The 23,454-nt window shown below is 65.5% G+C and carries 16 protein-coding genes; 10 read left to right on the forward strand and 6 right to left on the reverse strand.

Annotated elements, in window-relative coordinates; genetic code table 11:
- Positions 1-5 precede the first annotated feature (5 nt).
- Entirely contained in the window at positions 6-920 is a 915-nt protein-coding gene (locus FHS47_RS06685; RefSeq protein ID WP_167024697.1) for a LysR family transcriptional regulator, read from the reverse strand.
- 114 nt (positions 921-1,034) lie between these two features.
- Between FHS47_RS06685 and FHS47_RS06690 the strand changes: the two genes are divergently transcribed.
- Complete coding sequence (locus FHS47_RS06690) at positions 1,035-1,811, forward strand: SDR family oxidoreductase (protein ID WP_167024701.1); 777 nt, start codon at positions 1,035-1,037, stop codon at positions 1,809-1,811.
- Positions 1,812-1,882: 71 nt separating this feature from the next.
- Here the strand turns inward: FHS47_RS06690 and FHS47_RS06695 are convergent, their stop codons facing one another.
- The gene (locus FHS47_RS06695) at positions 1,883-3,754 is read right to left on the reverse strand and encodes a hypothetical protein (RefSeq protein ID WP_167024705.1); all 1,872 of its coding nucleotides are present in this window, start codon (positions 3,752-3,754) and stop codon (positions 1,883-1,885) included.
- 99 nt (positions 3,755-3,853) lie between these two features.
- Between FHS47_RS06695 and FHS47_RS06700 the strand changes: the two genes are divergently transcribed.
- The 3 genes from FHS47_RS06700 to FHS47_RS06710 all read left to right on the forward strand — a co-directional run bounded on the left by FHS47_RS06700 (position 3,854) and on the right by FHS47_RS06710 (position 7,203).
- Complete coding sequence (locus FHS47_RS06700; protein WP_167024708.1) at positions 3,854-4,561, forward strand: SDR family NAD(P)-dependent oxidoreductase; 708 nt, start codon at positions 3,854-3,856, stop codon at positions 4,559-4,561.
- A 116-nt stretch (positions 4,562-4,677) separates the two neighbouring features.
- A complete protein-coding gene (locus tag FHS47_RS06705; protein ID WP_167024712.1) occupies positions 4,678-5,877 on the forward strand; it encodes a serine hydrolase domain-containing protein in 1,200 nt (399 codons plus the stop codon).
- 105 nt (positions 5,878-5,982) lie between these two features.
- Positions 5,983-7,203 carry a hypothetical protein gene (locus FHS47_RS06710; protein WP_167024716.1) on the forward strand — a complete coding sequence of 407 codons (1,221 nt, stop codon included), beginning with the start codon at positions 5,983-5,985 and terminating at the stop codon, positions 7,201-7,203.
- A gap of 19 nt (positions 7,204-7,222) precedes the next feature.
- On the opposite strand, the gene FHS47_RS06715 is transcribed toward FHS47_RS06710, so the two are convergent.
- From FHS47_RS06715 to FHS47_RS06725, 3 genes are read right to left on the reverse strand one after another with little or no spacing between them, the layout of a single operon-like run.
- Complete coding sequence (locus tag FHS47_RS06715) at positions 7,223-7,660, reverse strand: CBS domain-containing protein (RefSeq protein WP_167024718.1); 438 nt, start codon at positions 7,658-7,660, stop codon at positions 7,223-7,225.
- A 15-nt stretch (positions 7,661-7,675) separates the two neighbouring features.
- Positions 7,676-10,213 (reverse strand): cation-translocating P-type ATPase, encoded by a 2,538-nt coding sequence (locus FHS47_RS06720; RefSeq protein ID WP_167024721.1) that lies wholly within the window; start codon positions 10,211-10,213, stop codon positions 7,676-7,678.
- Positions 10,214-10,230: 17 nt separating this feature from the next.
- A complete protein-coding gene (locus tag FHS47_RS06725) occupies positions 10,231-11,034 on the reverse strand; it encodes a universal stress protein (RefSeq protein ID WP_167024724.1) in 804 nt (267 codons plus the stop codon).
- A 128-nt stretch (positions 11,035-11,162) separates the two neighbouring features.
- Here FHS47_RS06725 and FHS47_RS06730 point away from each other — a divergent pair, with 128 nt between their 5' ends.
- A complete protein-coding gene (locus tag FHS47_RS06730; RefSeq protein WP_167024728.1) occupies positions 11,163-12,146 on the forward strand; it encodes a zinc-dependent alcohol dehydrogenase family protein in 984 nt (327 codons plus the stop codon).
- Positions 12,147-12,167: 21 nt separating this feature from the next.
- Here the strand turns inward: FHS47_RS06730 and glgX are convergent, their stop codons facing one another.
- Complete coding sequence (gene glgX, locus FHS47_RS06735) at positions 12,168-14,288, reverse strand: glycogen debranching protein GlgX (RefSeq protein ID WP_167024731.1); 2,121 nt, start codon at positions 14,286-14,288, stop codon at positions 12,168-12,170.
- Positions 14,289-14,421: 133 nt separating this feature from the next.
- On the opposite strand from glgX, the gene glgP reads away from it, so the two are divergent.
- From glgP to FHS47_RS06760, 5 genes are all read left to right on the forward strand, one after another.
- Entirely contained in the window at positions 14,422-16,902 is a 2,481-nt protein-coding gene (gene glgP / locus FHS47_RS06740; protein ID WP_167024734.1) for an alpha-glucan family phosphorylase, read from the forward strand.
- 9 nt (positions 16,903-16,911) lie between these two features.
- Positions 16,912-19,494 (forward strand): magnesium-translocating P-type ATPase, encoded by a 2,583-nt coding sequence (mgtA, locus tag FHS47_RS06745; RefSeq protein WP_167024737.1) that lies wholly within the window; start codon positions 16,912-16,914, stop codon positions 19,492-19,494.
- Positions 19,491-21,068 (forward strand): glycosyltransferase family 39 protein, encoded by a 1,578-nt coding sequence (locus tag FHS47_RS06750; protein WP_167024740.1) that lies wholly within the window; start codon positions 19,491-19,493, stop codon positions 21,066-21,068. Before mgtA ends, FHS47_RS06750 begins: the two co-directional genes overlap by 4 nt.
- A gap of 131 nt (positions 21,069-21,199) precedes the next feature.
- Entirely contained in the window at positions 21,200-22,801 is a 1,602-nt protein-coding gene (locus tag FHS47_RS06755; RefSeq protein ID WP_167024743.1) for a glycosyltransferase family 39 protein, read from the forward strand.
- Positions 22,802-23,023: 222 nt separating this feature from the next.
- The gene (locus FHS47_RS06760) at positions 23,024-23,410 is read left to right on the forward strand and encodes a hypothetical protein (protein ID WP_167024745.1); all 387 of its coding nucleotides are present in this window, start codon (positions 23,024-23,026) and stop codon (positions 23,408-23,410) included.
- The last annotated feature ends 44 nt before the right edge of the window (positions 23,411-23,454 follow it).

A 23,454-nucleotide genomic window follows, 5' to 3' on the forward strand; every position in this document is an offset into this window, starting at 1 on the left:
GCTTCTCAGGACGCCCGTTCCACTCCCGCCCGGCGTGGCAGGTCGTCGAGTATCCATTCGACGAAGGCGCGCACGCGTGCGTTGTTCCGCCGGCTGGGCGGATAGACCAGGTACACCGGTAGCGGGGGCGGCTGCAGTGCCGGAAGGATTTCCACAAGCCGGCCGTCTGCCAACTCGTCGGCCACCTGGAACCGCAGCGTCTGCACGATGCCGAGGCCGTGGCGTGCCGCCGCGGCGTGGGCGTTGCTTTCATTGACCTCGAGCGCGTACGTCCAGTCGAACCTCTCGACGTGGCCTGCCGTGGTGCGCAGCGAGAGCGGAGCAGGGCGGCCGCTGCGTGCCGAGAAGTACCCGACGAGATCGTGCCGCGAAAGATCCTCCACACTGGCGGGATGCCCTCGCTCGGCCAGATACGACGGTGCGGCGCAAAGCGTCCAGGGCAATTCAGCCACCTTGCGCGTGATCAGTAGCGGGTCGTCGGCGGTGCTGCGGATGGCGCAGTCCACGCCTTCGCTGGGCAGATCCACGGTGCGGTCCGTCACGCCGATCTGCAGGTGGATCAGCGGGTAGCGTGCACGGAAGGCGACAAGGCCGGGAATGAGCAGCTGCGCCGCGACGGACCCGCCGGTATCGACCCTGAGCAGGCCCTTCGGGCTCTGTGTGCGGTGCCCGAGTTGCGCTTCCACGTCGTCGAGTTCTTCGAGCATGCGTCGCACGTGCTCGTAATACGCTGCGCCCTCCGCCGTAACCGACACACGGCGCGTGGTGCGCTCGAGCAATTGCACGCCCAGGGTGCCCTCCAGCGCCTGGACGAGCTTGGTCGCACTCGATGTCGGTATGCGAAGGCTCGCGGCCGCCCGGGCAAAGGTGCCCGTTTCCACGACGCGTACGAAGAGCTGCATGGCGAGAAGACGTTCCACGATTGTTTCTCTCTAGAAATTGAGAACTCACAAGGTGCCGAATGATCCGGCCAGATCCGGCCCCAGATTGGAAGTCGGAACACTTCCCTCATCCACCATCCGGAGCATTGAACCATGCATACGCTAGACACGAGCAACGTCCATACCACACGCCACGCAGGCAAGATCATCCTCGTCACCGGCGGCAGCTCCGGCCTGGGCGAGGCGGCTGCCGAGCGTTTCATTCGGGAGGGCGGAACGGTCTACATTACGGGCCGCCGCGAAGAGGAGCTGAACAAGGTGGCCGAGCGTATCGGCGCGACCCCGCTGCAAGGCGACATCTCGAAGCCTGCCGACCTCGACCGCATCTTCGAACGCATCCGCGAGCTGAGCGGCCGCCTCGACATCCTCTTCGCCAACGCGGGCGGCGGCGAATTCACGCCGCTCGACCAGGTGACCGAGGCGCAGTTCGACAAGTACTTCGACATCAACGTGAAGGGCACGCTGTTCACCGTGCAGCATGCGCTCCGCCTGATGGGGCCGGGCTCGGCCATCGTGCTCAACGGTTCGATGGTTTCCGTGCAGGGCCCGGCGGCCTTCGGCGTGTATGCCGCGACCAAGGCGGCGGTGCGCTCGCTGGCCCGCACGCTGGCCACGGACCTGAAGGGGCGGGACATCCGCGTGAACGTCGTCGCGCCGGGCGTCATCGTCACCCCGGGCTACAAGAACGAGCTGGGATTCACCGACGAGCAGATCGCCGCCTATGTGGAACAGGTGAGTTCGATATCGCCGCTGGGTCGTACCGGCACGCCGGACGAAGTGGCGAAGGCGGTGTCGTTCCTCGCCTCGGACGAAGCCAGCTTCATCACGGGCGTGCAGCTGTTCGTGGACGGCGGCCAGGCGCAGGTCTGATGTCGGTGCGTTGACAGCCTGGAGGCAGACCGGCAGTTCATCGCCGATCCGCCTTCAGGCGTAACGTGAGTTCACTCCAGACCGGTCCAGCGATGCGTTTCGGCCATCGCAAGGGCCAGCTTGGGGCTGCGCCGGGCCATGCGCTCGCGCTGCTCGCGCTCTTCGCGGATAGCCGGCCAGGCGTCCAGATAGGCCGCCAGGACATCCGGATCGCACTCGTAGCGCGCGAATGCGTCGGGCGTGGCCGATCGCAGCGCGACAGCGCCGTTGTAACCGCCGAACCCCTGCGTGGCGCATAGGGCCCCGCCATCGGCGTTGCCCGGCGACGGCTCGGCCTGCAAATGGAAATGGGCCGCCACTTCGGCCAGATCGGGATCGAGACGGCGCAGCGTTGGGACGCCCGGTGCGGGCCGGCCCAACACGAACTGCAGCGCTTGCGACAGCGCCTTCAAGCCGGTTTCGCCCATGGTGTGACCGTCGCCGACGGCTTTCGGCGTACCGACGAAGAGCTTGGGCAGCGCGCCGGCGACTCTCTGACGCTCGGCTGCACCGCTCAGACCGGCCCACGCCGTGCCGAGGTCGGTTTTCGAGTTGGTGCGCGTGCCGGTGGCGTGCGCCGCAAGGTACTGGAAGTCGTTCACGCCGTAGCCGTGACCCTGGAAGGCCATGTCCAACGCCTGCACCAGCGCGTTCTCGCCACCGAAGCCCACGCCGGCGAAATGCGCCTTGCCGCCGGCCTCGGCGCTCTGGCCCCAGCCGACGATGATGGACGTGATGTCCAGCCGGTTGCGCAACGCGAAGTCCAGCGTCGTCACGAGCAGCCCGGAACCGCCATGGCCGACGACGGTGCCATCGGCGTCGATGTCGAACGGGGCAAGCGAATCGTGCACGCTGCGCTGGCTGCCATCGGCATGGGCGGCATTCTTTGCGGCCAGCTTCTCGCTGGTCATCAACGCCCCGCCGCCGAAGGCTTCGAGGATGCCGTAGCTCGGCTGCAAGGCGGCGTCGGCGGCAGTGAGCAGCGCCATCTGCGGCTTCTGAAAGCCCGGATAGTCGAACAGCAGCTGCGGCGCGATATCCGCGAGCGCGATGAGGCTCGAGGCGCAGGCGCCCACCGTGGTCATCGGCGTCTGCGGCACGCGCATGAAGCCGACATTGTCGGAACGCAACGACTCGCGCAGCTCCGGATTCTTCAGGACGCGGCTGATGCTGTAGCTCGGAGCCAGCATGGTGGACACCAGTGCCGGACCGTGCGAGCCCAGGGAATGCGCCAGGCGCACGGCAAAGGTGTCCTTCGGAATACCACCGGGGGGCAACGGTGCATCGGGCCTCAACCATTGGGCCAGTGCGTCCATGCCACCGAAAGCGGTGGCCGACGCGATGCGGAATCCAAACGGATCGGGCACCAGCTCGGACAACGGGCGCGGAAGACCCGCAAGGGCACCCAGGGCGCCATAGGCGAAAAGCTGCGCCTGCAACGAGGGACTGAGCAGCGGATCGTCCTGGAAGAGCCCGTGCATGTCCTTCAGCTTCGAGGCACGGATGTCCTCGTAGCGCAGGCCCGCCAGTCTGCGCAGACCGCCGGATTCGAGATCGTGCGGCAGCGGCGCGGCAATGTCGGTCGCCACGCGGGGGGCGAGCTCGACCACGCGGGGAAGGCGGCGGATACCGGTGTTCGCGCGCAGGGCGTCGCCATGCTGGCGTTCGAGCTCGTCCAGGCTCACCGGTTCGCCGGCCTGTTCGCCGGAGGCCCAGCGCATGCCCTGGGTGGCGCTTTCGGCATCGGCGGGGATCGAGACGAGTCCGGCGTCGAAGGCGGCAAGGGGGAGGAATTCCTCCGATCCGGCGACAAGCGCCTGATAGGTTTCGGTGGAGCCTACGGCCGAGACGGAGCACGCTGTGCCGACGGTGACAAGGACTTGGTTGCTTTTCAACTTGGGCATAAGGGCGAAGCGTACCTATCCGCCCTCTGTATCTCAATGGACGGGTCATGCGGCGGCCCGCGTATGATCTGTCACCTCACTATCCAGCGAGAAATCACGATGTCCGCGAAGAACGAATCGCCCTCGATCCTCATCATCGGCGCCTCCCGTGGCCTGGGTCACGCCATGGCGGGGGGATTCCTGGCGCAGGGTTGGCGCGTGACAGGCACCGTTCGCGGAGACGGGCATACGCCGCTGCATGATCTGGCCGGTGCGAGCAACGGAACGCTGACTGTCGAGCGGATCGACATCACTCGGGCCGCCGACATTGCCACCTTGCGTGACCGACTCGAGGGGAATCGTTTCGATGTCCTTTTCGTCAATGCCGGCACAACGAACGAGAATCCGGGCGAGACGATCGCGGAAGTTTCCACGGACGAGTTCGTCCAGGTCATGGTGACGAATGCGCTGAGTCCCATGAGAGTGGTCGAAGGCCTCGAGGACCTAGTGGTGGACGATGGCCTGATCGGCGTGATGTCGTCGGGGCAGGGCAGCATCGCCAATAACGAGCGGGGCGGCCGCGAGGTCTATCGTGGCTCGAAGGCGGCATTGAACCAGTTCATGCGCAGCTACGCTGCCCGGCAGGCGCATACGAAGCGTGCGCTGCTCCTGCTGGCACCGGGATGGATCCGCACCGACCTAGGGGGCGACGAGGCGCCGTACACCGTCGAGGAAAGCATTCCGCTCATTCTCGACGTCATCCAGCGCAAGCGAAGCCGCCCGGGGCTGGAGTATCTGGATCGGGACGGCAAGACGGTTCCTTGGTAACAGGGTCCCCAGGCGACTGGGGCACAGCCGTGTTGCCGGCATGACTAAAGGCACCGTTGACGGACGCTCGACGGGTCCTCTATCTAGTCGTACCTGGGCAAACGTAAGGAAATGCGATGCACGTCGGGAAATGGCTGGCCGGCGCGGTCTGTTGGGTGTCGCTTTTTCCTTGGGCCGCAGGCGCGCAGGTGCTTCCTTCGTCCTTGCCGGACATGTCCGCCCTGGACGCCAAGGTGGCGAAGCGGATGGAAGACGCCGGCATGGTCGGCGTGGCGGCGGCACTCGTCGTGGACAACAAGGTCGTGTGGATGAAGGGCTACGGCTACGCCGACCGCGAGCGAGGTATTCCCTTTACGCCCAAGACCGTGATGAACATCGGGTCCATCGGCAAGACGGTGACCGGCACGGCGATGATGCTCGCGGCGGAAGAGGGCAAGCTGTCCCTCGATGCGGACATCAACGCCTACCTCCCGTTCAAGGTCGTGAATCCGTATTTTCCGAATGTACCCATCACACTTCGGCAGCTCGCGACGCACACCTCGTCTATCAGCGATCGTTGGCCGGTATACAAGGCAACGTATCACTACGGCGGCGATTCTCCGGTCAAGCTTGGCGACTTCCTCAAGGGCTATTTCGACACGCACGGCAAGAACTACTCGGAAGACAACTTCGTCAAGCACAAACCCGGAACCTACAGGGAATACTCCAATATCGGCGCCGGGCTCGCCGGATACATCGTCGAGCGAGCCGTGGGCGAGCCGCTGAATGTCTACACGCGTCGCCGTATATTCGCCCCGCTGAAGATGGACGATACCGCGTGGTTCCTTTCGGAGGTGAAGCCGTCGAAGCATGCCCGGCTTTACGTTTCCCAGATGGACCTTGCCATTCCCATCGAACTCTACGGCGGCACCACTTATCCCGATGGGGGTGTGCGCACATCGGTTGCCGACCTGTCGAAATTTTTCATCATGATTCTCGGCAACGGGAAGGCGGGCGACGTTCGCGTGCTCCAGGAAAGCTCGACGAAGGCCATGCGAACCTTGCAGTTCAATGCAACCAACAAGCCCGAAAACGTCGAGCTCGATCAGAAGAACGCAGGCCTGTTCTGGGAATCGAAGTACAACGTGACCCGCGTCGGGCACGGCGGGTCCGATCCGGGACTGAAGACCGAGATGCTTGCCAGTCTTTCCGGCGACATCGGCGTGGTGCTCTTTACCAATACGTCGTTGGAAGGCGAAGGCATGAAGAGCTACAACGGGTTGTTCCAGGACCTCTGGGCGGCGGCGGAAGCGGTGAAGGGCGCCAGGGATCGCTAAGGCGCGAGCAGTAAGGGATAGGCCATGCGGCCGACTGCCGCCTCACACCCCCTTGGGATGTAATGCCACCGTCACTTCAAGAACGGCGGCAGGCCGAGGGAAGTCATGAACGTCGTCGACGCCGGCCGCGTGCCGGTCATCGTCCTGGGCCAGGGACCCACGGCGCTCGGCATCCTTCGCGCCGTGACCCTGGCCGGCATCCCCGCGTATGTGGCGTGTCCTCCCGGCGACCTCACCACGCGCTCGCGCTGGTACCGCCCCGTGCCCGGCATGACGTGGGATGGTCGCCCGGGCCCTGCGGCGGAAGATGCGCTGCGTGCGCTGCCCATCGAGCGCGCGGTACTCATCGCCGGCGCCGACGACATCGCTCTGTGGCTCGCCAGCCTGCCGACGGACCTCCGGAAACGCTTCCCGGTATCCACCGCGAGCCATGACGTTCAGGCTCTCCTGCAGGACAAGGCCAGCTTCGCCCGGCATCTGGAGGGCATTCGCATTCCACATCCGCGGACCTTCCACCTCGGATCGCTCGCCGATGTCGATGCCGTTCCCATGGAGTCCCTCGGGCGGGTGTTCATCAAGCCGGTGAATTCGCAACGCTTCAGCGATGTGGTGGGTGCCAAAGGTGTGTGGGTGCACTCCCGGGAAGAACTGCAGACCACATGGGCTCACCTGCATGCCCAGGGTTTCTCGCTCATGGCCCAGGAATACATCCCCGGCCCTCCGACGGAGCATTTCTTCGTGGATGGGTTCCGCGACGCCAGTGGAACCTATACCGGCTTGTTCGTTCGCCAGCGCATGCGCATGTCTCCGCCCGATTTCGGAAACAGCTCCTGCTCGTGCTCCGTTCCCCTGCACCAGGCGGAGGAGGCCGTGGCGCACGTGCGCCGTCTGCTGGACAGCGTCGGTTACCGTGGCATTTTCAGCGCCGAATTCAAACGCGATCCACGGGACGGGCGGTTCAGGATCATCGAGGTCAACACACGCGCGTGGACGTATGTCGAGTTCGCTGCCCGGCACGGGGTGAACGTGTGCGAGATGGCTTGGCGAGACGCCTTGGGCGAGCCGGTGCGGGCAGCATCGTATGGCTACCCGGCAGGCAAGCTATGCGTCGATCTCTATCACGATCTGTCCAGCATCGGGCGGACGCCCGTGCGGGGTATGGGCAATGTCTTGCGGTTGGTGGCGCAGTGGGCGAGGGCGGACCTGCACGTATTCCGCTGGGACGACCCACGACCGGCTCTGCATGTGCTCAAGTCCCTGCTGCGCAAACGTGCGTCGCGCAGACGCGAGGCTGCACTCGCAGCGCGGCCAAAGTTGTCGGCGTGATGAGCGACGGCCGACTCGACTACGAATAGGGACGGTCGGTGAGCGCGTCCGGTGCCAGGGCCTTCGCCAGCTGCGCGAGGAGTTCCGTCACCGCCGCAGTGACATCGGTCGCCGAAACGATGCCCACGAGGCGGCCTTCGTCGTCGACCAGCGGAAGGTGTGCCACGCCCCCGCTCGCCATGGCCTGAACGATGTCCGATAACGTGGCATCCGCATGGCAGACAATGGCCGGTGTGGACATGATTCCGGCGGCGGTCATGTGAACGAAATCCGCGCCGGGGGCCAATGCCCGAAGCACCAGGTCGCGCTCGGAGATCACGCCGAGAGGTTTCATGCTCGTCTCGGCGACCACGAGGCAGGTCACCTGATGTTTCTGCATCAGGCGAGCGACCTCCGACACCGGCGTGGCGCCGTTGACCGTTGAGACGTGTTGCCGACCAATATCGATCGCTTTCATGGCGCACCTCGTGGTCTATGGATCGGTGGTGCGAACGCGGCGGTGTGCACCGCTCCCCGGCCGCCATCGGCGGCGAATCGCCATCGCTGCCGCAGGCCAGCGGAGCCAGGCGATGGTCAGGAGCACACAGAGCGGTGGAACGAAGGCGGTGCTCCAACCCGGCGCGGCGAAGCCCATGAGATCGTGCACGCCCGGCAGGAAGGCGACATCCATGACGACCGCGGCCGCGAATAGCAGCAGGGCGTAAGTCCACGATGTGCCCACGTTCCGATCGGCCACGCGGCGTTGCCCGGTGACGACGAGCGTCACGACGCACGCGAACAGGCCAAGGAACACCGTCAACGACGCTTCCGGGGCGGGAACGGCCGACAGCACGAGCGCGATGTAGGCCAGCGCGAGAACCACGCCCGCGCCCGCGCCATCGATGAGACCGCGGGCAAGGATCGCTGCCCGGAAGGGTGAATCGTCGACAGGACGGGGCGGCCTGCGCATGACATTCTCCGACGCTGGCGTCGCCTCGAAGACGATGGAGCACGCCGGATCGATGATCATCTCCAGGAGCACGATCTGCGCGGGCAGCAACAACGGCAAGTGATGCATCAGGAGAGGCACCAGGGCCAGGATCACGATGGGTACATGGGCGGCGGAAATGAACCGTACGGCACCGTTCACGTTGTCGAAGATCCTCCGCCCGAGGCGGATCGACGTGACCAGCGATGCGAAGCTGTCGTTGAGGAGGACCAGATCGGCCGCTTCGCGCGCGACGTCGCTTCCCCGCTTGCCCATCGCCACACCGACGTCCGCCGCGCGCAGGGCAGGGGCATCGTTCACGCCGTCGCCGGTCATGCCCACGACGTGCCCTTGTCTCTGGAGAGAGCGGACCAGCCTCAGCTTTTGCGCAGGCAGGACGCGTGCGCATGCATCCACCTCGCGGAGGCGTATGTCCAGCGCGTTGTCGTCCAGGCTGGCGATCTCCGTGCCCGTGAGCAGGTTCTCGCCGCGCAGTCCGGCCTTCCGTGCAATGGCCCTCGCGGTGGCCGGATGGTCGCCCGTGATCATCAGCACCCGTATGCCTGCCGCGCGGCATTCGGCCATCGCTGCCGGCACGTCGGTGCGCAGAGGATCCGCAAGCGCGAGCAAGCCCACCACTGTATGCGGCTGAACCGACGGGTCCGCCGGCGGAGCACCGGCATGCGTGGCGGAACGCGCGACGGCCAGCATCCGGAATCCCTCAGCGGCGAGTTCCATCGCCAGCGCCGTAAACCCGGCAGTTGTTGCTTCGTCCAGCCGGCACAGGGGCAACACGTCTTCGATGGCGCCCTTGGTGGCGATATGCCACGTGGACTCGGGGCCGGCGATGACGCGAGAGACGAACATGCGGCCGTCGCCCACCGGGAACTCGCGCAGTGCGCGCGCGGATGCGGCACCTGTGGCGGCCAGGCGCGGGACCGTTTCGGCGAGGGTGCGCACGGCCGCGTCGGTGGGGTCCATCGACGTGGGCGGCGTCGCTTCGCAGGCCGCGTGTAAGACATTCACGGCGCTGTCGCCGAGTGCGCTCGCCGCCTCGTGGACGATACCCCTCGCGTCCACCAGCCGCGTCAACGCCATCCTGTTCTGGGTCAGCGTTCCCGTCTTGTCCACCGCGAGCACGGACACGGCACCCATCGTTTCGACCGCTGCGAGTCGCCGTGTGAGCACGCCCCGCCGGGCGATACGGCGGGCTCCCAGGGCATAGAACACGGTCAGCACGACCGGCACCTCTTCCGGAAGGATGGCCATGGCCAGAGCGATGCCCGCGAGTGCGGCATCGAGCGGCGCCAGTCCGTCCCACCACCAGGCAAGGCACGTCACGAGCGCGGCGAACGCCATGGCGATCACCGCCAGCACGCGAACGGCGCGAGCCGCCTTGCGCTGGAGCGGCGAGGGTGCCCCTTCCGATGCCAGCGACGCTCCGATCATGCCCAACGCGGTCGCGCTTCCTGTGGCCATGACTTCCATGTGCCCGTTCCCCGCGACGACGAGGGTGCCGGCCTTGATGTCGCGGCCTTCGGTGGGTGTATGCCTCACGGCGACCGATTCTCCCGTGAGCAACGAATCGTCGAGCATGACACCGTCGGCCAGAAGAACCCCGTCGGCGGGAACGCGGTCGCCCTCTCGCAGCACAACGACATCTCCCCGGACGATCTCGGCGACGGGCAGCGGGCGCTCGGCACCGCCGCGCACCACGTGGGCCAATGGCGCGGCCAGTTCGCGCAAGGCGCGCAAAGCACCCTGTGTACGAAACTCCTGCACGAGGGTGATGAGCATGACGATGGCCACCGACGCGAGAAGGAGGGCGGCTTCGCCGGCATCCCCTATGGCGGCATAGATGGCGGTCGCGATCAGCAGCATCACAAACATCGGTTCCGTCACGATGTTCCAGAGCAGGCGCAGCCATCCCATCCAGCGTCGGTCGGGAAGCGCGTTCGGGCCGTCCTGGCGAAGCCTGCGGGCGGCCTCCGCTTCGCTCAGGCCTTCGAGCCGGTTCGACTGGCCGGGATCGGGTGCCGTCATGGGCATTCCCTCACCCGTCAGGCCGAAAGGAAGATCGGCACGCGGCCATGCGCGAGCATGTGGCGCGTGGTTCCCCCGAGGGCCATCTCGCGCAGGCGGGAACGCCCCCAGGCGCCCATCACGATGGCGTCGGCGCGGCAGGCTTCGGCGCATTCGGCGATGGCGGCCGCCGGCGACGCCTTGGGGTCCATGTCGATCCAGTCGCAGACCAGCGCATGACGCAGGAGCCATGCGCGGAGGAGGGCGTCGGCGTCGTCCCTGCGTGCACGGCCTTCCCGCTCACCCGCGAGGATCGTGATGTTCCGTGCGCGCGCAAGGAACGGCAGCGCCGCACGGATGGCCCGGGCCGATACGGCCGAGCCGTTCCAGGCGATGAGGATGCGCCGCATGACAGAAGGCGCGGCATCGTCGGGAACCAGAACCATCGGACACACGCGCGACATGAGCACGCGAGCCAGCAGTCCGGTACCCGCGGAGATGCCTGAACCCACCACGGGCAAGCGGCCTATCAGCAGATCGCAAAGGCTGGCCCGCCGTATCAGCACACGCCTGTACACCCCCCTCCGCACCTCCCAGGTGCCGTCGATACCGCGGCTCCGGCAGGCGCTGGCCCACCAGCCGTGGCGCTCGTGCGCAAAGGTTTCTTCGTCTTCGAGCACCAGAAGGGGCTCGGGCAGGGCGATGACGCTCGCGTCCAGCGCGATGACCTGCATGCCGGTAAGGTGCGCGCCGAAGCGCTTGGCGAGGTCGAAGGCGAAGCGCAAATGCGCGGTATCGCGGTCGTCCGAACGGATGTCGACCAGGAAATCGAGCATCGTCATGTCTCCGCTGCGGGGGCGTCATCCATTCTCGACGCCGCCGCGGCAGCGATGTTGACCCTCGTCAATGCAGCTTGTCGGCGGGGGCGGTCTGATGCACCCGGATAGCAAAACATCGACGGGAGATGCACATGCTCGCCATGGTCCTGGAACGCGTCGGGCAACCCTTGGTGGCCCGGGAATCGGCCACGCCCGCTCCCGGGCCGGGTGAGGTGCTCCTGCGCGTGGAGGCCTGCGGCGTCTGCCGCACCGACCTGCATGTGGTGGACGGCGAGCTGCCCAAGGTGCGTCCACCCGTGACGCCGGGCCACGAGGTGGTCGGCATCGTGGAAGCGCTCGGATCGGCCGACACGGGGCTGGCGGTAGGGCAGCGCGCCGGCGTCTGCTGGCTCGGAGGTACCTGCGGAAAGTGTCGTTACTGCCTGATGGGCATGGAAAACCTTTGCGATGCGCCTGAATTCACGGGGTACACCCGTCCGGGCGGGTTCGCCACTCATATCCTTGCCCGCGCCGCATTCTGCGTGCCCCTTGCCGCGCACGACGATCCCGTCGCCACTGCGCCGCTGATGTGCGCAGGCCTCATCGGCTGGCGTGCGTTGAAGAAGGCCGGCGACGGGACCGCGTTGGGCTTGTACGGTTTCGGTGCCGCCGCGCACCTGCTGACCCAGGTGGCGGTCGGCCAGGGACGGAAGGTGTTTGCATTCACGCGCGCCGGCGACAGCGAGCACCAGGCGTTCGCGCTGGCCCAGGGCGCGTGCTGGGCCGGTGACGCGGAGGCACTGCCGCCGGAGCCACTGGATGCGGCCATCATCTTCGCCCCGGCCGGCGACCTCGTGCCGCTCGCCTTGCGAGCCGTGCGCAAGGGCGGCCGGGTCGTGTGCGGAGGCATCCACATGTCGGACATTCCCTCGTTTCCGTATGCACTCCTGTGGGAAGAGCGGGAGCTGGTGTCGGTGGCCAACCTCACACGCGGCGATGCCACGAGCTACTTCGCGGCGCCGGAACATTGTGGAGTTCACGCGAATACCACCGTGTATCCTCTTGAAAAGGCTAACGAAGCGCTTGCGGATCTGCGCGAGGGCCGGCTTTTCGGGGCGGCGGTTCTGCGCCCCTGACGCCACGCCGGCAGAGTCGGCTTACCTGGCCTGCAATTCGGGCTCGAACGCGAGCAAGCCGCCCGGCGGAACATCGACGAGGTTGCCGCAGGGAACGACGTTGCCCCGCGCCGTCCCGGCGTCGTCGCCGTTGTCGAGCACGACGCGCCAGGCGTCCATTCCCCGAGGCGCCGGTAAAAGGAATGGAACCGTCCCCTGGCCGGGGTTGAGCGCCAGGAAGAGCCGTTCGCGACGATCTTCGGGAAGCGAAGGCCCCGAAACGAGAACCGCAAGTGCTCGCTGCATGTTGTCCATCCAGGCCGCGTCATTCATTTCGCGTCCGTCCGGCTCGAACCAGCGTATGTCGCTGTCTTCCGCAACGCCGCCGGGCGATGTGCCGGTATAGAAGGCATCCAGGCGGAGGAATGGCAACCTGCGGCGAAGACTCAAGGCTTCGGCGATCCACGCGCGCAGATCGCGGCCGGGATCGCCAAGCGCGCTCCAGTTGAGCCAACTCATGGCGTTGTCCTGGCAGAACGCATTGTTGTTGCCGAGTTGCGTACGCGAGAGTTCGTCGCCTGCCAGGAGCATGGGCACGCCGCGTGACAACGCCAGTGTGCCGAGCATGGCCCGGCATCGCCGGCGTCGTGCCGCGAGCACGCCGGCATCGCGGGTCGGGCCTTCGACGCCGCCGTTTGCGCTCAGGTTCTCCGTGCTTCCGTCCTGGCCTTCGTATGGATTCGCTTCGTTGTGCTTGAGGGCATAAGCGGTGAGGTCCGCCAGGGTGAAGCCGTCGTGGCAGGTGACGAAGTTGACCCCCATGCCGGGTGTCCGTCCGCCATGAGCGAAGACGTCGCTGGATCCGGCGAGGCGGGTGGCAAGCGCTCCACGCGTGCAGGCGTCGCCACGCCAGAACCGGCGTATGTCGTCGCGGTAGCGGCCGTTCCATTCGCGAATGGGCGAGGGGAATGCCCCAAGCGCGCTGCCGCGGGACGAGGCATCCCATGGTTCGGCGATCAGCTTCACGTCGCGAAGATCGGGGTCGGCCGCGATGGTTCGCCAGAGCGCCGCGTTCGCGTCGAACCGACCCGTTTCCCAGCGGCCGAGCAGCGTCGCGAGGTCGAAGCGGAAGCCGTCCACGCCAATGTCGCAGGCCCAGTACCTCAGTGCGGCATGAAACAGTGCGATGACGGCAGGCTCTTCCGGATCCAGCGTATTGCCGCATCCGGAATCGTCGACGTATGTCGAGGCGTCGTCCTTGCGGAGTTGGTAGTAGGTGGCGTTGTCCAGCCCGCGCAGGCTCAGTGTCGGGCCTCGTTCGCCGCCTTCCGCCGTGTGGTTCAGGACGACGTCGAGGATCACCTCCAGCCCGGCCGCGTGGAGCCGGTCGATCGTGTCCACCATCTCCTGGACGCGGCCCGATGCGAGGTAAGGCGAGTGGACGGCCAACGGCGCGATGGGGTTGTAGCCCCAGTAGTCGGTGAGTCCGTGCCTCACCAGGTCTTCTTCATCGAGGAAGCTCGCGACCGGCATCCATTCGAGCGCGGTAATACCTAGATCCCGCCAGTAACTTATGAGGTTGGGGTCCGCCAGGGCCGCCATCGTGCCGCGGATGCCCGCCGGGATGCGCGGATGGCGCATGGTTTGTCCCTTCACGTGCATCTCGTAGATCACCGTGTCCGTCCAGGGAATGCGCGGCCGCGCAGGGCGCTGTCGCACACTGGGGAAGGGGGCGGTCACGACGCTCTTCGGAACGAAGGGTGCGCTGTCGCGGCCATCGGGTGCCGCCGTTTCATCGGGCGCGCCGCGCGTATAACCGAAGACGGCGTCGTTCCAGTGGAAGCTTCCTTGCAGGGCCTTCGCGTAGGGATCGACAAGCAGCTTTTGCGGGTTGAAACGGTGCCCTTGGGCCGGCTCGTAAGGCCCGTGCACACGCAAACCGTAGACGAGGCCCGGCGCCGCGCCCTCCAGGTACCCATGCCAGATGTCGCCTTCACGTGCAGGCAGGGGCAGTCGCGCCACCTCATGCTGGCCGCTGGCATCGAAAAGGCACCATTCCACACGCCGGGCATGGCGCGTGAACACCGAGAGGTTCACGCCACGGCCGTCCCAGTACGCACCCAGGGGCTGCGGTGTCCCGGCGGTGAGAACGAGAGGCGCCACGCGTATGCCATCGCTTGAGGTGGTGCAGCGATGGAAACATCGCTGTCCACGCGGCCGCTTGATCCCCATCAATACCGGCCACGACGGACGCAGCGACCATCGATGGCGCCGCATCATCGTCGAGTGAGGCCGCATGCACCGGATACCGCCACGCGCAACGCCTGTCGGACTCGAGGCGCTTACCGATCTGGCGCTCGATCTGCGCTGGACCTGGAACCACGCGGTAGACAGCGTGTGGCGGCAGGTGGACGCCGAACTGTGGGATGCCACGCATAACCCGTGGGTGGTGCTCGAGAACGCGTCGCAGGCGCGCCTCGAGCAACTGAGTGAGGACGCCGGTTTTCGCGAGGGTCTGGCCACAGCGGCAGAGGATCGCCAGGAATACCTCGACAAGCCCGGCCTTTGCGCGTCGCTCTGGCCCGCCGACATGCCCGACGGGGTGGCGTTCTTCAGCATGGAGTTCGGGTTGAGCGAAGCGCTGCCCGTGTACGCCGGCGGCCTTGGCGTGCTGGCGGGCGACTACCTGAAAACCGCCAGCGATCTCGGTGTACCGATGACGGGCATCGGTCTGCTCTACCAGGAAGGCTATTTCCGCCAGACGATCGACGCGACGGGCAGCCAGCACGAGCTGTTCCCCAACAATGACCCGGCCAGCCTGCCCATCCAGCCTTCGCTGGACGCGGACGGCGGCTGGCTCGAAGTGACGGTGCCCTTGCCCGGTCGGCCCCTGCGCCTGCGCGTGTGGCAGGCGCAGGTAGGGCGAGCCAGCCTCTACCTGCTCGACGGCAACCACGTGCTCAACACCGCCGCCGACCGGGGCATCACGGCAAAGCTTTACGGCAGCGGCACCGAGCTGCGCCTGCTGCAGGAGGTAGTACTCGGCATAGGCGGCTGGAGCCTCCTGGCCGCGCTCGGCAAGCAGAACGTCGTGGCGCACCTCAACGAAGGACATGCGGCGCTGGCGGTGGTTGAACGCGCCAGGCGATACATGCACGAACGGTCGGTATCGTTCCATGAGGCGTGGTGGGCAACGCGGGCAGGCAATGTCTTCACCACACACACGGCCGTGGCCGCGGGCTTCGATGCCTTCGCCCCCGCGCTGGTGGCGAAGTATGCCCGTGACCTTCTCGCGGACTGCGATCTGTCGCTGCACGACCTCCTTGCATTGGGTCGGGTCAATCCTTCGGACGATAACGAGCCGTTCAACATGACCTACCTCGCGATGCGCGGCTGCGCACAGGTGTCAGCCGTCAGCCGGCTGCATGGCGAGGTCAGTCGCGGACTCTTCGCCCATCTGTATCCGCGCTGGCCGCTCGCCGAGGTGCCCGTGCGCCACGTCACCAATGGGGTGCACGTACCGTCGTGGGACTCGGTACCGGCGGACGCGCTGTGGACGGTCACCTGTGGCAAGCGCCGGTGGCTCGGAAACCTGGCCTGCCTGGAAGCGGCCATCGCGGCATGCGACGACACAACGCTGTGGAACCTTGCGGCGCGGCAGCGGGCGGACCTGGTTCGCTACGTGCGCGAGCGTCTGGGATGGCAGCTTGGCCGGGGCGCCGAAGGAGGGGGTGGTGCGGCGGCCGCGCAAAGCGTGCTCGATCCCAACGTGCTCACTCTCGGCATGGCCCGGCGCTTCGCCGAGTACAAGCGCATGACCCTCCTGTTGCATGACCCTCGACGCCTCGCGGCCCTGCTCACAGGTCCTGCTCACCCCATGCAATTGATCGTCTCCGGCAAGGCCCATCCGGACGACATCGAGGGCAAGCGCCAGGTGCAGGCCTGGGTGGCGTTCGCGCAACGGCCGGAGGTGGCGGGGCGTGTCGTCTTCCTCGAAGACTACGATCTCGCCCTCGCGCAACGTCTGGTACAGGGCGTGGACGCCTGGCTCAATACACCGCGACGCCCGTGGGAGGCCTGCGGTACAAGCGGCATGAAGACGCTCGTCAATGGCGGCCTGAATATTTCCACCCTCGACGGCTGGTGGGCGGAGGCATACGACGACGCGTGTGGCTGGGCCATCGACGGCAAGGGCACCGATGCAGGGGATGCCGAGAGTCTGTACCGCCTGCTCGAGAACGAGATCGTTCCCTGTTTCTATGAACGCGATGCGCACGGGGTGCCGACGCGCTGGGTACGGCGCATGCGCGCAAGCATGTCGCGTCTCGCACCACGCTTCAGCAGCAACAGGATGTTGCTCGATTACCTGCAGGACTTTTACCTCCCGGCGGCGCGCGCCCTGCGCCGGCGGGAACAGAAAAACGAATTGCCGTCGTGGGCTTCCGAGGTGGTCTCGCACTGGCATGAGGCGAGGCTGGGCGACGTGGAGGTGGTGCTCGAAGGCCATACCTGGCGATTCCGTGCGCAGGCATACCTCGGTGGCCTGCAACTCGACTGGGTGAGGGCGGAACTGTACGCCGACGAGCGGGACGGCATGCCACGCCAGTGCGTACCGATGGAGGCCGGCGCAGCGATCAGTGGCGCCATCCACGGTTATGAGTTTGAAGCGGCGCTCCCGGCGACGCGTCCTGCGGCCGATTACACGGTGCGCCTGCATCCGTGGCACGAGGATGCCTTCCTTCCCGCCGAACTGCCGCTCGTGCTCTGGCAGCGTTGATGGGCAGCGATGAAATCGCCTACAGCCAACAGCGTGGCTTCGTGGTGGGCGCTGAGCGAGCCCGACCTCTTGAAGGTGCTGGACGCGACGTCGGTTGGACTGTCCACCGCGGAAGCGGCGAGACGTTTGACGGAGGCCGGGCCCAACACGCTGTCCGACCGCGCGACACCGGTCTGGCTCCGGCTCCTGGTCAGTCGCTTCACGAGTCCACTCGTTCTCATCCTGATCGTCGCGGCCGGGGTATCACTGGCGGTGCGGGAGTGGCTCGATGCGTGGATCGTGCTCGGCATCGTGGTGCTGACGGCCGTGCTCAGTTTCGCCCAGGAGTATCGCGCCGCGGCGGCGGTGCAGGCCCTCCGACAGCGCGTTGCCGTCTCCGCACAGGTCTTGCGCGACGGAGGGATGCAGAAACTGCCGGTCGAATCGATCGTGCCGGGCGACATCGTAGAGCTATCGGCGGGATCGCTCGTGCCCGCAGACGCTCGGGTGCTTGAAGCACGGGACTGTTACGTCAGCCAGGCGATGCTGACAGGAGAGGCGCTTCCTGTAGCGAAACAGCCCGGCGAGTGCGCCGGAGGCGCGAGCCTGGCACAACGCGACAACAGCGTGTTCCTGGGCACGTCGGTTCGCAGTGGGTGGGCGCGCGTGATCGTCGTGGAGACGGGCATGCGAACCGTCTTCGGTGGCATCGCCGAGAGACTGCGGCGTCGGCCCCTGGAGACCGAATTCGAGCTCGGCCTTCGCCGGCTCGGTAACTTCCTGGTCCGGCTGATGCTGACAGTGGTAATCGTGGTGCTCGCGGCCAATATCGTGCTGCATCGTCCGATGATCGACACGCTGCTGTTCGCCGCTGCGCTCGCCGTGGGTCTATCGCCGGAGCTGCTTCCGGCGATCCTGACCGTGACCTTGTCCCACGGCGCGCGCGCTTTGGCGCGCGAAGGCGTGATCGTGAAGCGCCTCAACGCGATCGAGAACCTCGGCAGCATGGACGTTCTATGCACGGACAAGACCGGCACGCTGACACACGGCGTGATCGCACTGGACTCCGCGGTCGATCCGGTCGGGGGGGCGTCGAAGGAAGTGCTGCACTTCGCCACCATGAATGCAGTGATGCAGGCCGGTATCCACAACGCGCTGGACGATGCCATCAAGGAACGGGCGGCGGCCGATGGGATAAAGGTCGAGGCAAGCGGGAAGATCGGCGAGATTCCTTTCGATTTTCAGCGCCGCCGGCTTGGCATCGTCGCACGCGTGGCCGGCGGCGAGGCAGTGCTGGTCACAAAGGGCGCGGTGCCGAACATGCTTGAAGCCTGTAGCCGCGTAAGCACGGCGGCGGGCGACGCCGCCATGGACGATGCACGGAAGGAAGACGCGCTAGCCCGCTTCGTCGCGTGGAGCGAGCAAGGTTATCGGGTGCTCGCGCTCGCTCGACGCACGGTGGACGTACGCGACCGTTACGAGGCGCACGACGAAATCGACATGACCCTCATCGGGTTTCTTCTGTTTTTCGATGCGCCCGAGCCCCAGGTTGCTGCAACCCTCGCGGGTCTCCAGGCGCTTGGCGTGCAGGTGAAGATCGTCACAGGCGACAATCGATATGTGGCCAGGCATGTCGCACGATCCATCGGCATGCCTGTACAGGAAGAGATGACCGGCGAGACGTTGAGGCAGCTCAACAACGACGCATTGTGGCATCGGGCCTCGAGAACCACTCTGTTCGCGGAGATCGAGCCGAATCAGAAGGAGAGGATCATCACAGCGCTTCGCCATGCGGGGCACGTCGTGGGATTCCTTGGTGACGGCATCAACGATGCGCCCGCCCTGCACGCCGCGGATGTCGGCATCTCCGTCGACACCGCAGTGGATGTAGCGAAGGATGCTGCCGACTTTGTGCTGCTTCGGCACGATCTCGACGTCATACGGAAAGGCATCGACGAGGGACGGCGAACGTTCGCCAACACGATCAAGTACATCTTCATCGCCACCAGCGGCAATTTCGGCAACATGTTAAGCATGGCTGCGGCGTCGCTCTTCTTGCCGTTTTTGCCGCTACTCGCCAAACAGATACTCCTGAATAATTTTCTCGGTGACGTTCCGTCCCTGGGTATCGCGACAGACCGTGTGGACGACGAGTGGCGGAACACACCTCATCGATGGGACATCGGTCTTATCAGGAGAGCCATGCTGACATTTGGTCTCACCAGCAGCCTGTTCGACCTGATCACGTTCGTGACCTTGTTATCGCTCGCAGGCACCAGTGAAGAAACATTCCGCACGGGATGGTTCGTGGAGTCCCTGCTCACGGAGTTGTGGGTTCTTCTCGTGCTCCGCACATGCCGAACGTTTTACAGGAGCCGACCTGGGCGCATTCTCCTGGCCACGTCCCTGGTCATGACTTTCGTCGCGCTGGCACTGCCATACTCGGTGGCTGCATCCTGGTTCGGGTTCGTCGCATTGTCCTGGACGACGATCGCCACGGTCACGCTGATCGCGTTGTTGTTCGTCGCAACGTGCGAGGCGATAAAGCGGCCCGTGTACCGTCACCTGGCAGACATCGGCGGCGGGAGGAGGCCACCCGGGCGGCACCCATGAAGCTGATAAGCCGGGCCAGTAGACAGTTGCGCGACCGACCGTGGTGTGTCGCGTTCGTGTGGCTGTTGCCAGCGGCCGTGTTGCCTGCGGTGCCGATCGACGAGACGCGCTATCTCTCCATTGCATGGGAAATGCGCCAGTCGGGAGACGTGATTGGCCTGACCTTGAACGGTCTTCCTTATATGGACAAGTCGCCGCTGCTGTTCTGGCTCATCAACGTGGCATGGGCCGTGTTCGGCGTTTCCACCCTGGCTGCACGCGTCGTCTGTATCTGCTCCGCGGCCGGCGCGGTGGCCTGCGTCGTTGGCGTGGCAAGGCGATTGCGACACCCCGATCCTGCGGTCACCGGCTGGATCCTTCTGCCGTTTGTCATGTTCGGTGCGCTTACGCCGATAGCCATGTTCGACGTGCCGCTCGTCTTCTTTGTCGCGCTCGGCTTTCTGGGTCTCGTCCGATGGCTGCAAGGGGAGGTGAGGAGCGGCATCGCCCTTGTCCTGGTGGCGTTCTCTCTCGGCCTGCTCATGAAAGGGCCGGTGTACCTGGTGCATCTCCTGGGTCCGGTCGCTACGGTACGCTGGTGGCGTTCGCAACCCTTGGAACGGCCGTTCCGGATTGCCTCCGGAATTGGTGCATGCGTCCTGTTGTCATCCACGCCGCTGGCAGCATGGGCCGTGGTGAGTGCCATGCATGTCGGGAGCGTATCGGTCATCGATACCCTGGCCCACCATTCCATCGGCCGGGTGGCGAACAGCTTCGCCCACTCCCGAAGCGTTCTGTGGTACTTGCCATGGGTGCTCCCATTCCTGCTGCCGTGGGCGCTCCTGGTTCGTTGGAAACGACTTCGCCACAACCTTCGGGTGGCCCTCGCGACGAGTGCCGGGCGATTTGGAGTCGCCGCCACACTGCCCGCGTTCGTATTGTTTTCGCTGATCAGCGGCAAGCAGCTCCACTATCTGCTGCCGCTCCTTCCGGGGATGGCACTGTTGCTCGCCAGCCTGCCCAATGGCGAAGGGGGCGCGTTTTCTTTCCCGCGCGTACGGATACTTCTCCTGTTCGCATCGCTGGCCTGGGTATGGTTCCTGGCGACGACGATCATTGGCGAGCGGGGCGACCCGATGTCGTATGTCGCCATCGGCGCGTCCTTTGCATTGCTCTTGCTGGGTGCCTCCGTCGCGCGAACATGGGGCGACACGAGTGAAGGTGGGCGGCTGCGGAAGGCTTCGTTCGCCAGCCTTATGGCACTCGCGGCTGGCGTCTTGCTATTGGGCGTGCACGTGGATGCGCACATGGACCCTAGCGGCCTGGCCACGGTGGTGAAGGATCTGCAGCGTCGCGGCGTGACAGTGGCCGCGGTAGACGACGAGCCGGGCATGATCACTTACCTGGCCCGCCTTGCGGAACCGTTGCCCGTAGTCACCGACCACGTGGCCTGGGCTCGTGACAACCCGTCGGGCCTGGCTCTCGTTCACGCTGGCCACGGTTCGCCGCCGGCGTTCGTGCAAAACGCGGTCATCCTGCAAGACGGTTGGGAAGGTCTTGTACCGGCGCAGCACCTTGCACAGGTTCGTCCTTGACGCGCGACGCGGGAGCTTACCCGGTACCTCGGCGATGCCGTTGAGAAAGCAGACGGAAAGATCGTCGAACTACTGTCGTATCCGACTCGGTTCGGCGAGTCGGCTACCTCACAAGCCAACCGGCGCGCGCCATGAATACAAGCATCCCGACGAGGCGCAGCGTCATGCGATGGGGCGGCGTTCTCGTCCTTCTCGGCCTCCGCCTGTTGTGGTTGTCCGCTTATTCGCTGAACTCAGACGAGCCCCAGCATGCCCATGTGGCGTGGAGCTTGGCGCAGGGCGCCATGCCGTATCGAGATGTCTTCGACAATCACGGGCCGTTGTTCAGCACGATGCATGCGGCGCTGCTGAAGGATCTCGGCGAACGCTCGGACATCCTCTGGTGGTTGCGCCTGGCGGTGGTGCCCTGGTATGTGCTGGCCTTGGTGGCGACCTGGTTCATTGCACGCCGGCTGCATTCGCGCGGCGTCGCCGATGCGACCGTGCTCCTTGTCGGCCTGTTTCCCATCGTGTTTCTCAAGTCAGGCGAGTTCCGCACGGACGATGCATGGGCTGCGCTGTGGCTTTCCGGCATGGCAGTGGCCGTCCTTGCTCGTGGCAGAGCCCTGGGTTGGTTTTTCAGTGGCTTGCTGTTCGGCGCGGCATTGTCCGTATCGCAGAAAACGCTGCCGTTGGCGGTTATCGCGCTTGTGTTCGCGGCGGCCATCTGGGCGCCATGGTGGTGGGAGCATCGCCGCCTTGCTTCGGTGAATGCCTTCGCCCTCCTCGTGGGCGCGTTCGTGGTTCCCGGTGCGTTCGTCCTGTGGCTTGTATTGCAGCACGATGCCGCCCCGGCCTGGTACGACATCGTGGCGTACAACATGGCACCCACCGGCCACTCGGAGCCTCACGGCCGCCTCGTCGGATACCTCGTGCTTGCCATCGCGATCGTCGGTGGCACCGCCATATACGCACGCCGGCTGGACGCGATGGCGCGATGGAGAGCGTTCGTCGCCGTGCACGCACTGACCTTCATGCTGCTGATCTGGTGCGTGTGGCCTCTGCCGACCGAGCAGGATTTCCTGCCGGTGGTCCCGATGGCGATGCTTTGCCTGGTAGGTTTCGTCGCTCGCTCGAGCGTGCTGCCGCCCAGGGGAAATGCCGTCTTCGTCGCCGTCGTTGCCGTGGCGGAGTTGTCGTTGGTCGTCGCACGCGCGCCACCCTGGCGCAATGCCCTGGCAGCCGAGGAAGCGCAGTTGCGCGTCGTGATCGACTGCACCAACCCGGCCGATACGCTGATGGACGCGAAGAGCGGCGGCATCTTCCGGCGGCGGCCGTACTACCCGGTGATCGAAAGCCTGGCCCGCGAGCGCTTCGAGAACGGCCGTATGCCCGACGACATTGCCGCATGGCTGATCGCAAACCATACGATGGCCGCCATCGATGGACGGTACCCGCCGGCGGCCCAGGCGTTTATCGTGCGCAACTATCGCCCCGGCACGGCGGGCGTGCGCATGGCGGGACTGGGGCTTCCCGCGGCGGATGGCCAGCAGCGTTTCACACTGACGCTGGCCGGCGACTACGTCGTCACGGACGGTCAGCGCGAAGTGTCGGTATCGATAGACGAAAGGCCCGGCGCTTCGCGGTGGGTACTCGGCGCCGGACCGCACACGCTCGATGCACACCCCGAGCCACTGCTCATCGTATGGCGCCAGGCGTGGGATTGCGGGTGGCGGCCGCGCGCCCAGCCGTGACGTTCCTTCGGTTTCGCTTAGTGGCCTGATTCCCAAAACCGGACAAAAGTCACAAACCGCCGAAAAAGGTCGGAAGCTGACGTGCGCAAAAACGGCACATTTATTCGCGGTATATCTCGAATTGAGATTCGAAATTACTTGTATCGAGCTAAACGCGAATTGCGGGCTGGCATGGAGGATGCACTAGGCCGGAAAAGCGATTTCGGGAAGTAAGGGGGCGTTGTGAAGCATGTTACGTCTATTAATTCCGACAGATGCAATATCAGGGATATGGCATTGCAGGAAGAGGATTGGGCATCCTCGCTTGCCGATCTCTCACCGTCGGGAAGTAACTACGCGGTATCGCATCAGGCGATCGAACTGTTTACCGCATTGAGATCCGGAAACCTCCGCAATGCCGTGGTTGGCGCATCGCAGTTGGCGGAAATGACAGCCGAACGCGGCCTTCGCAGTACATACGAGGCGGCCAAGGCGCTCGAAGTGGCGCTTCTGTGCAGCGACCGTTGCAGCGCTTCCACGGTAAAGAGTACGTGCGCGGAACTGGTGGCGGAGATGTTGCGACTCCGGCTTGTAAACAACATTCCGATGCGACGACAAGAAGGCAATTAAGGCGTTCGCCGTCGGGAAGATTCATTTCATAGCCGCCACATTTG

The organism is Luteibacter sp. SG786 (assembly GCF_011759605.1).
Classification (GTDB): domain Bacteria; phylum Pseudomonadota; class Gammaproteobacteria; order Xanthomonadales; family Rhodanobacteraceae; genus Luteibacter.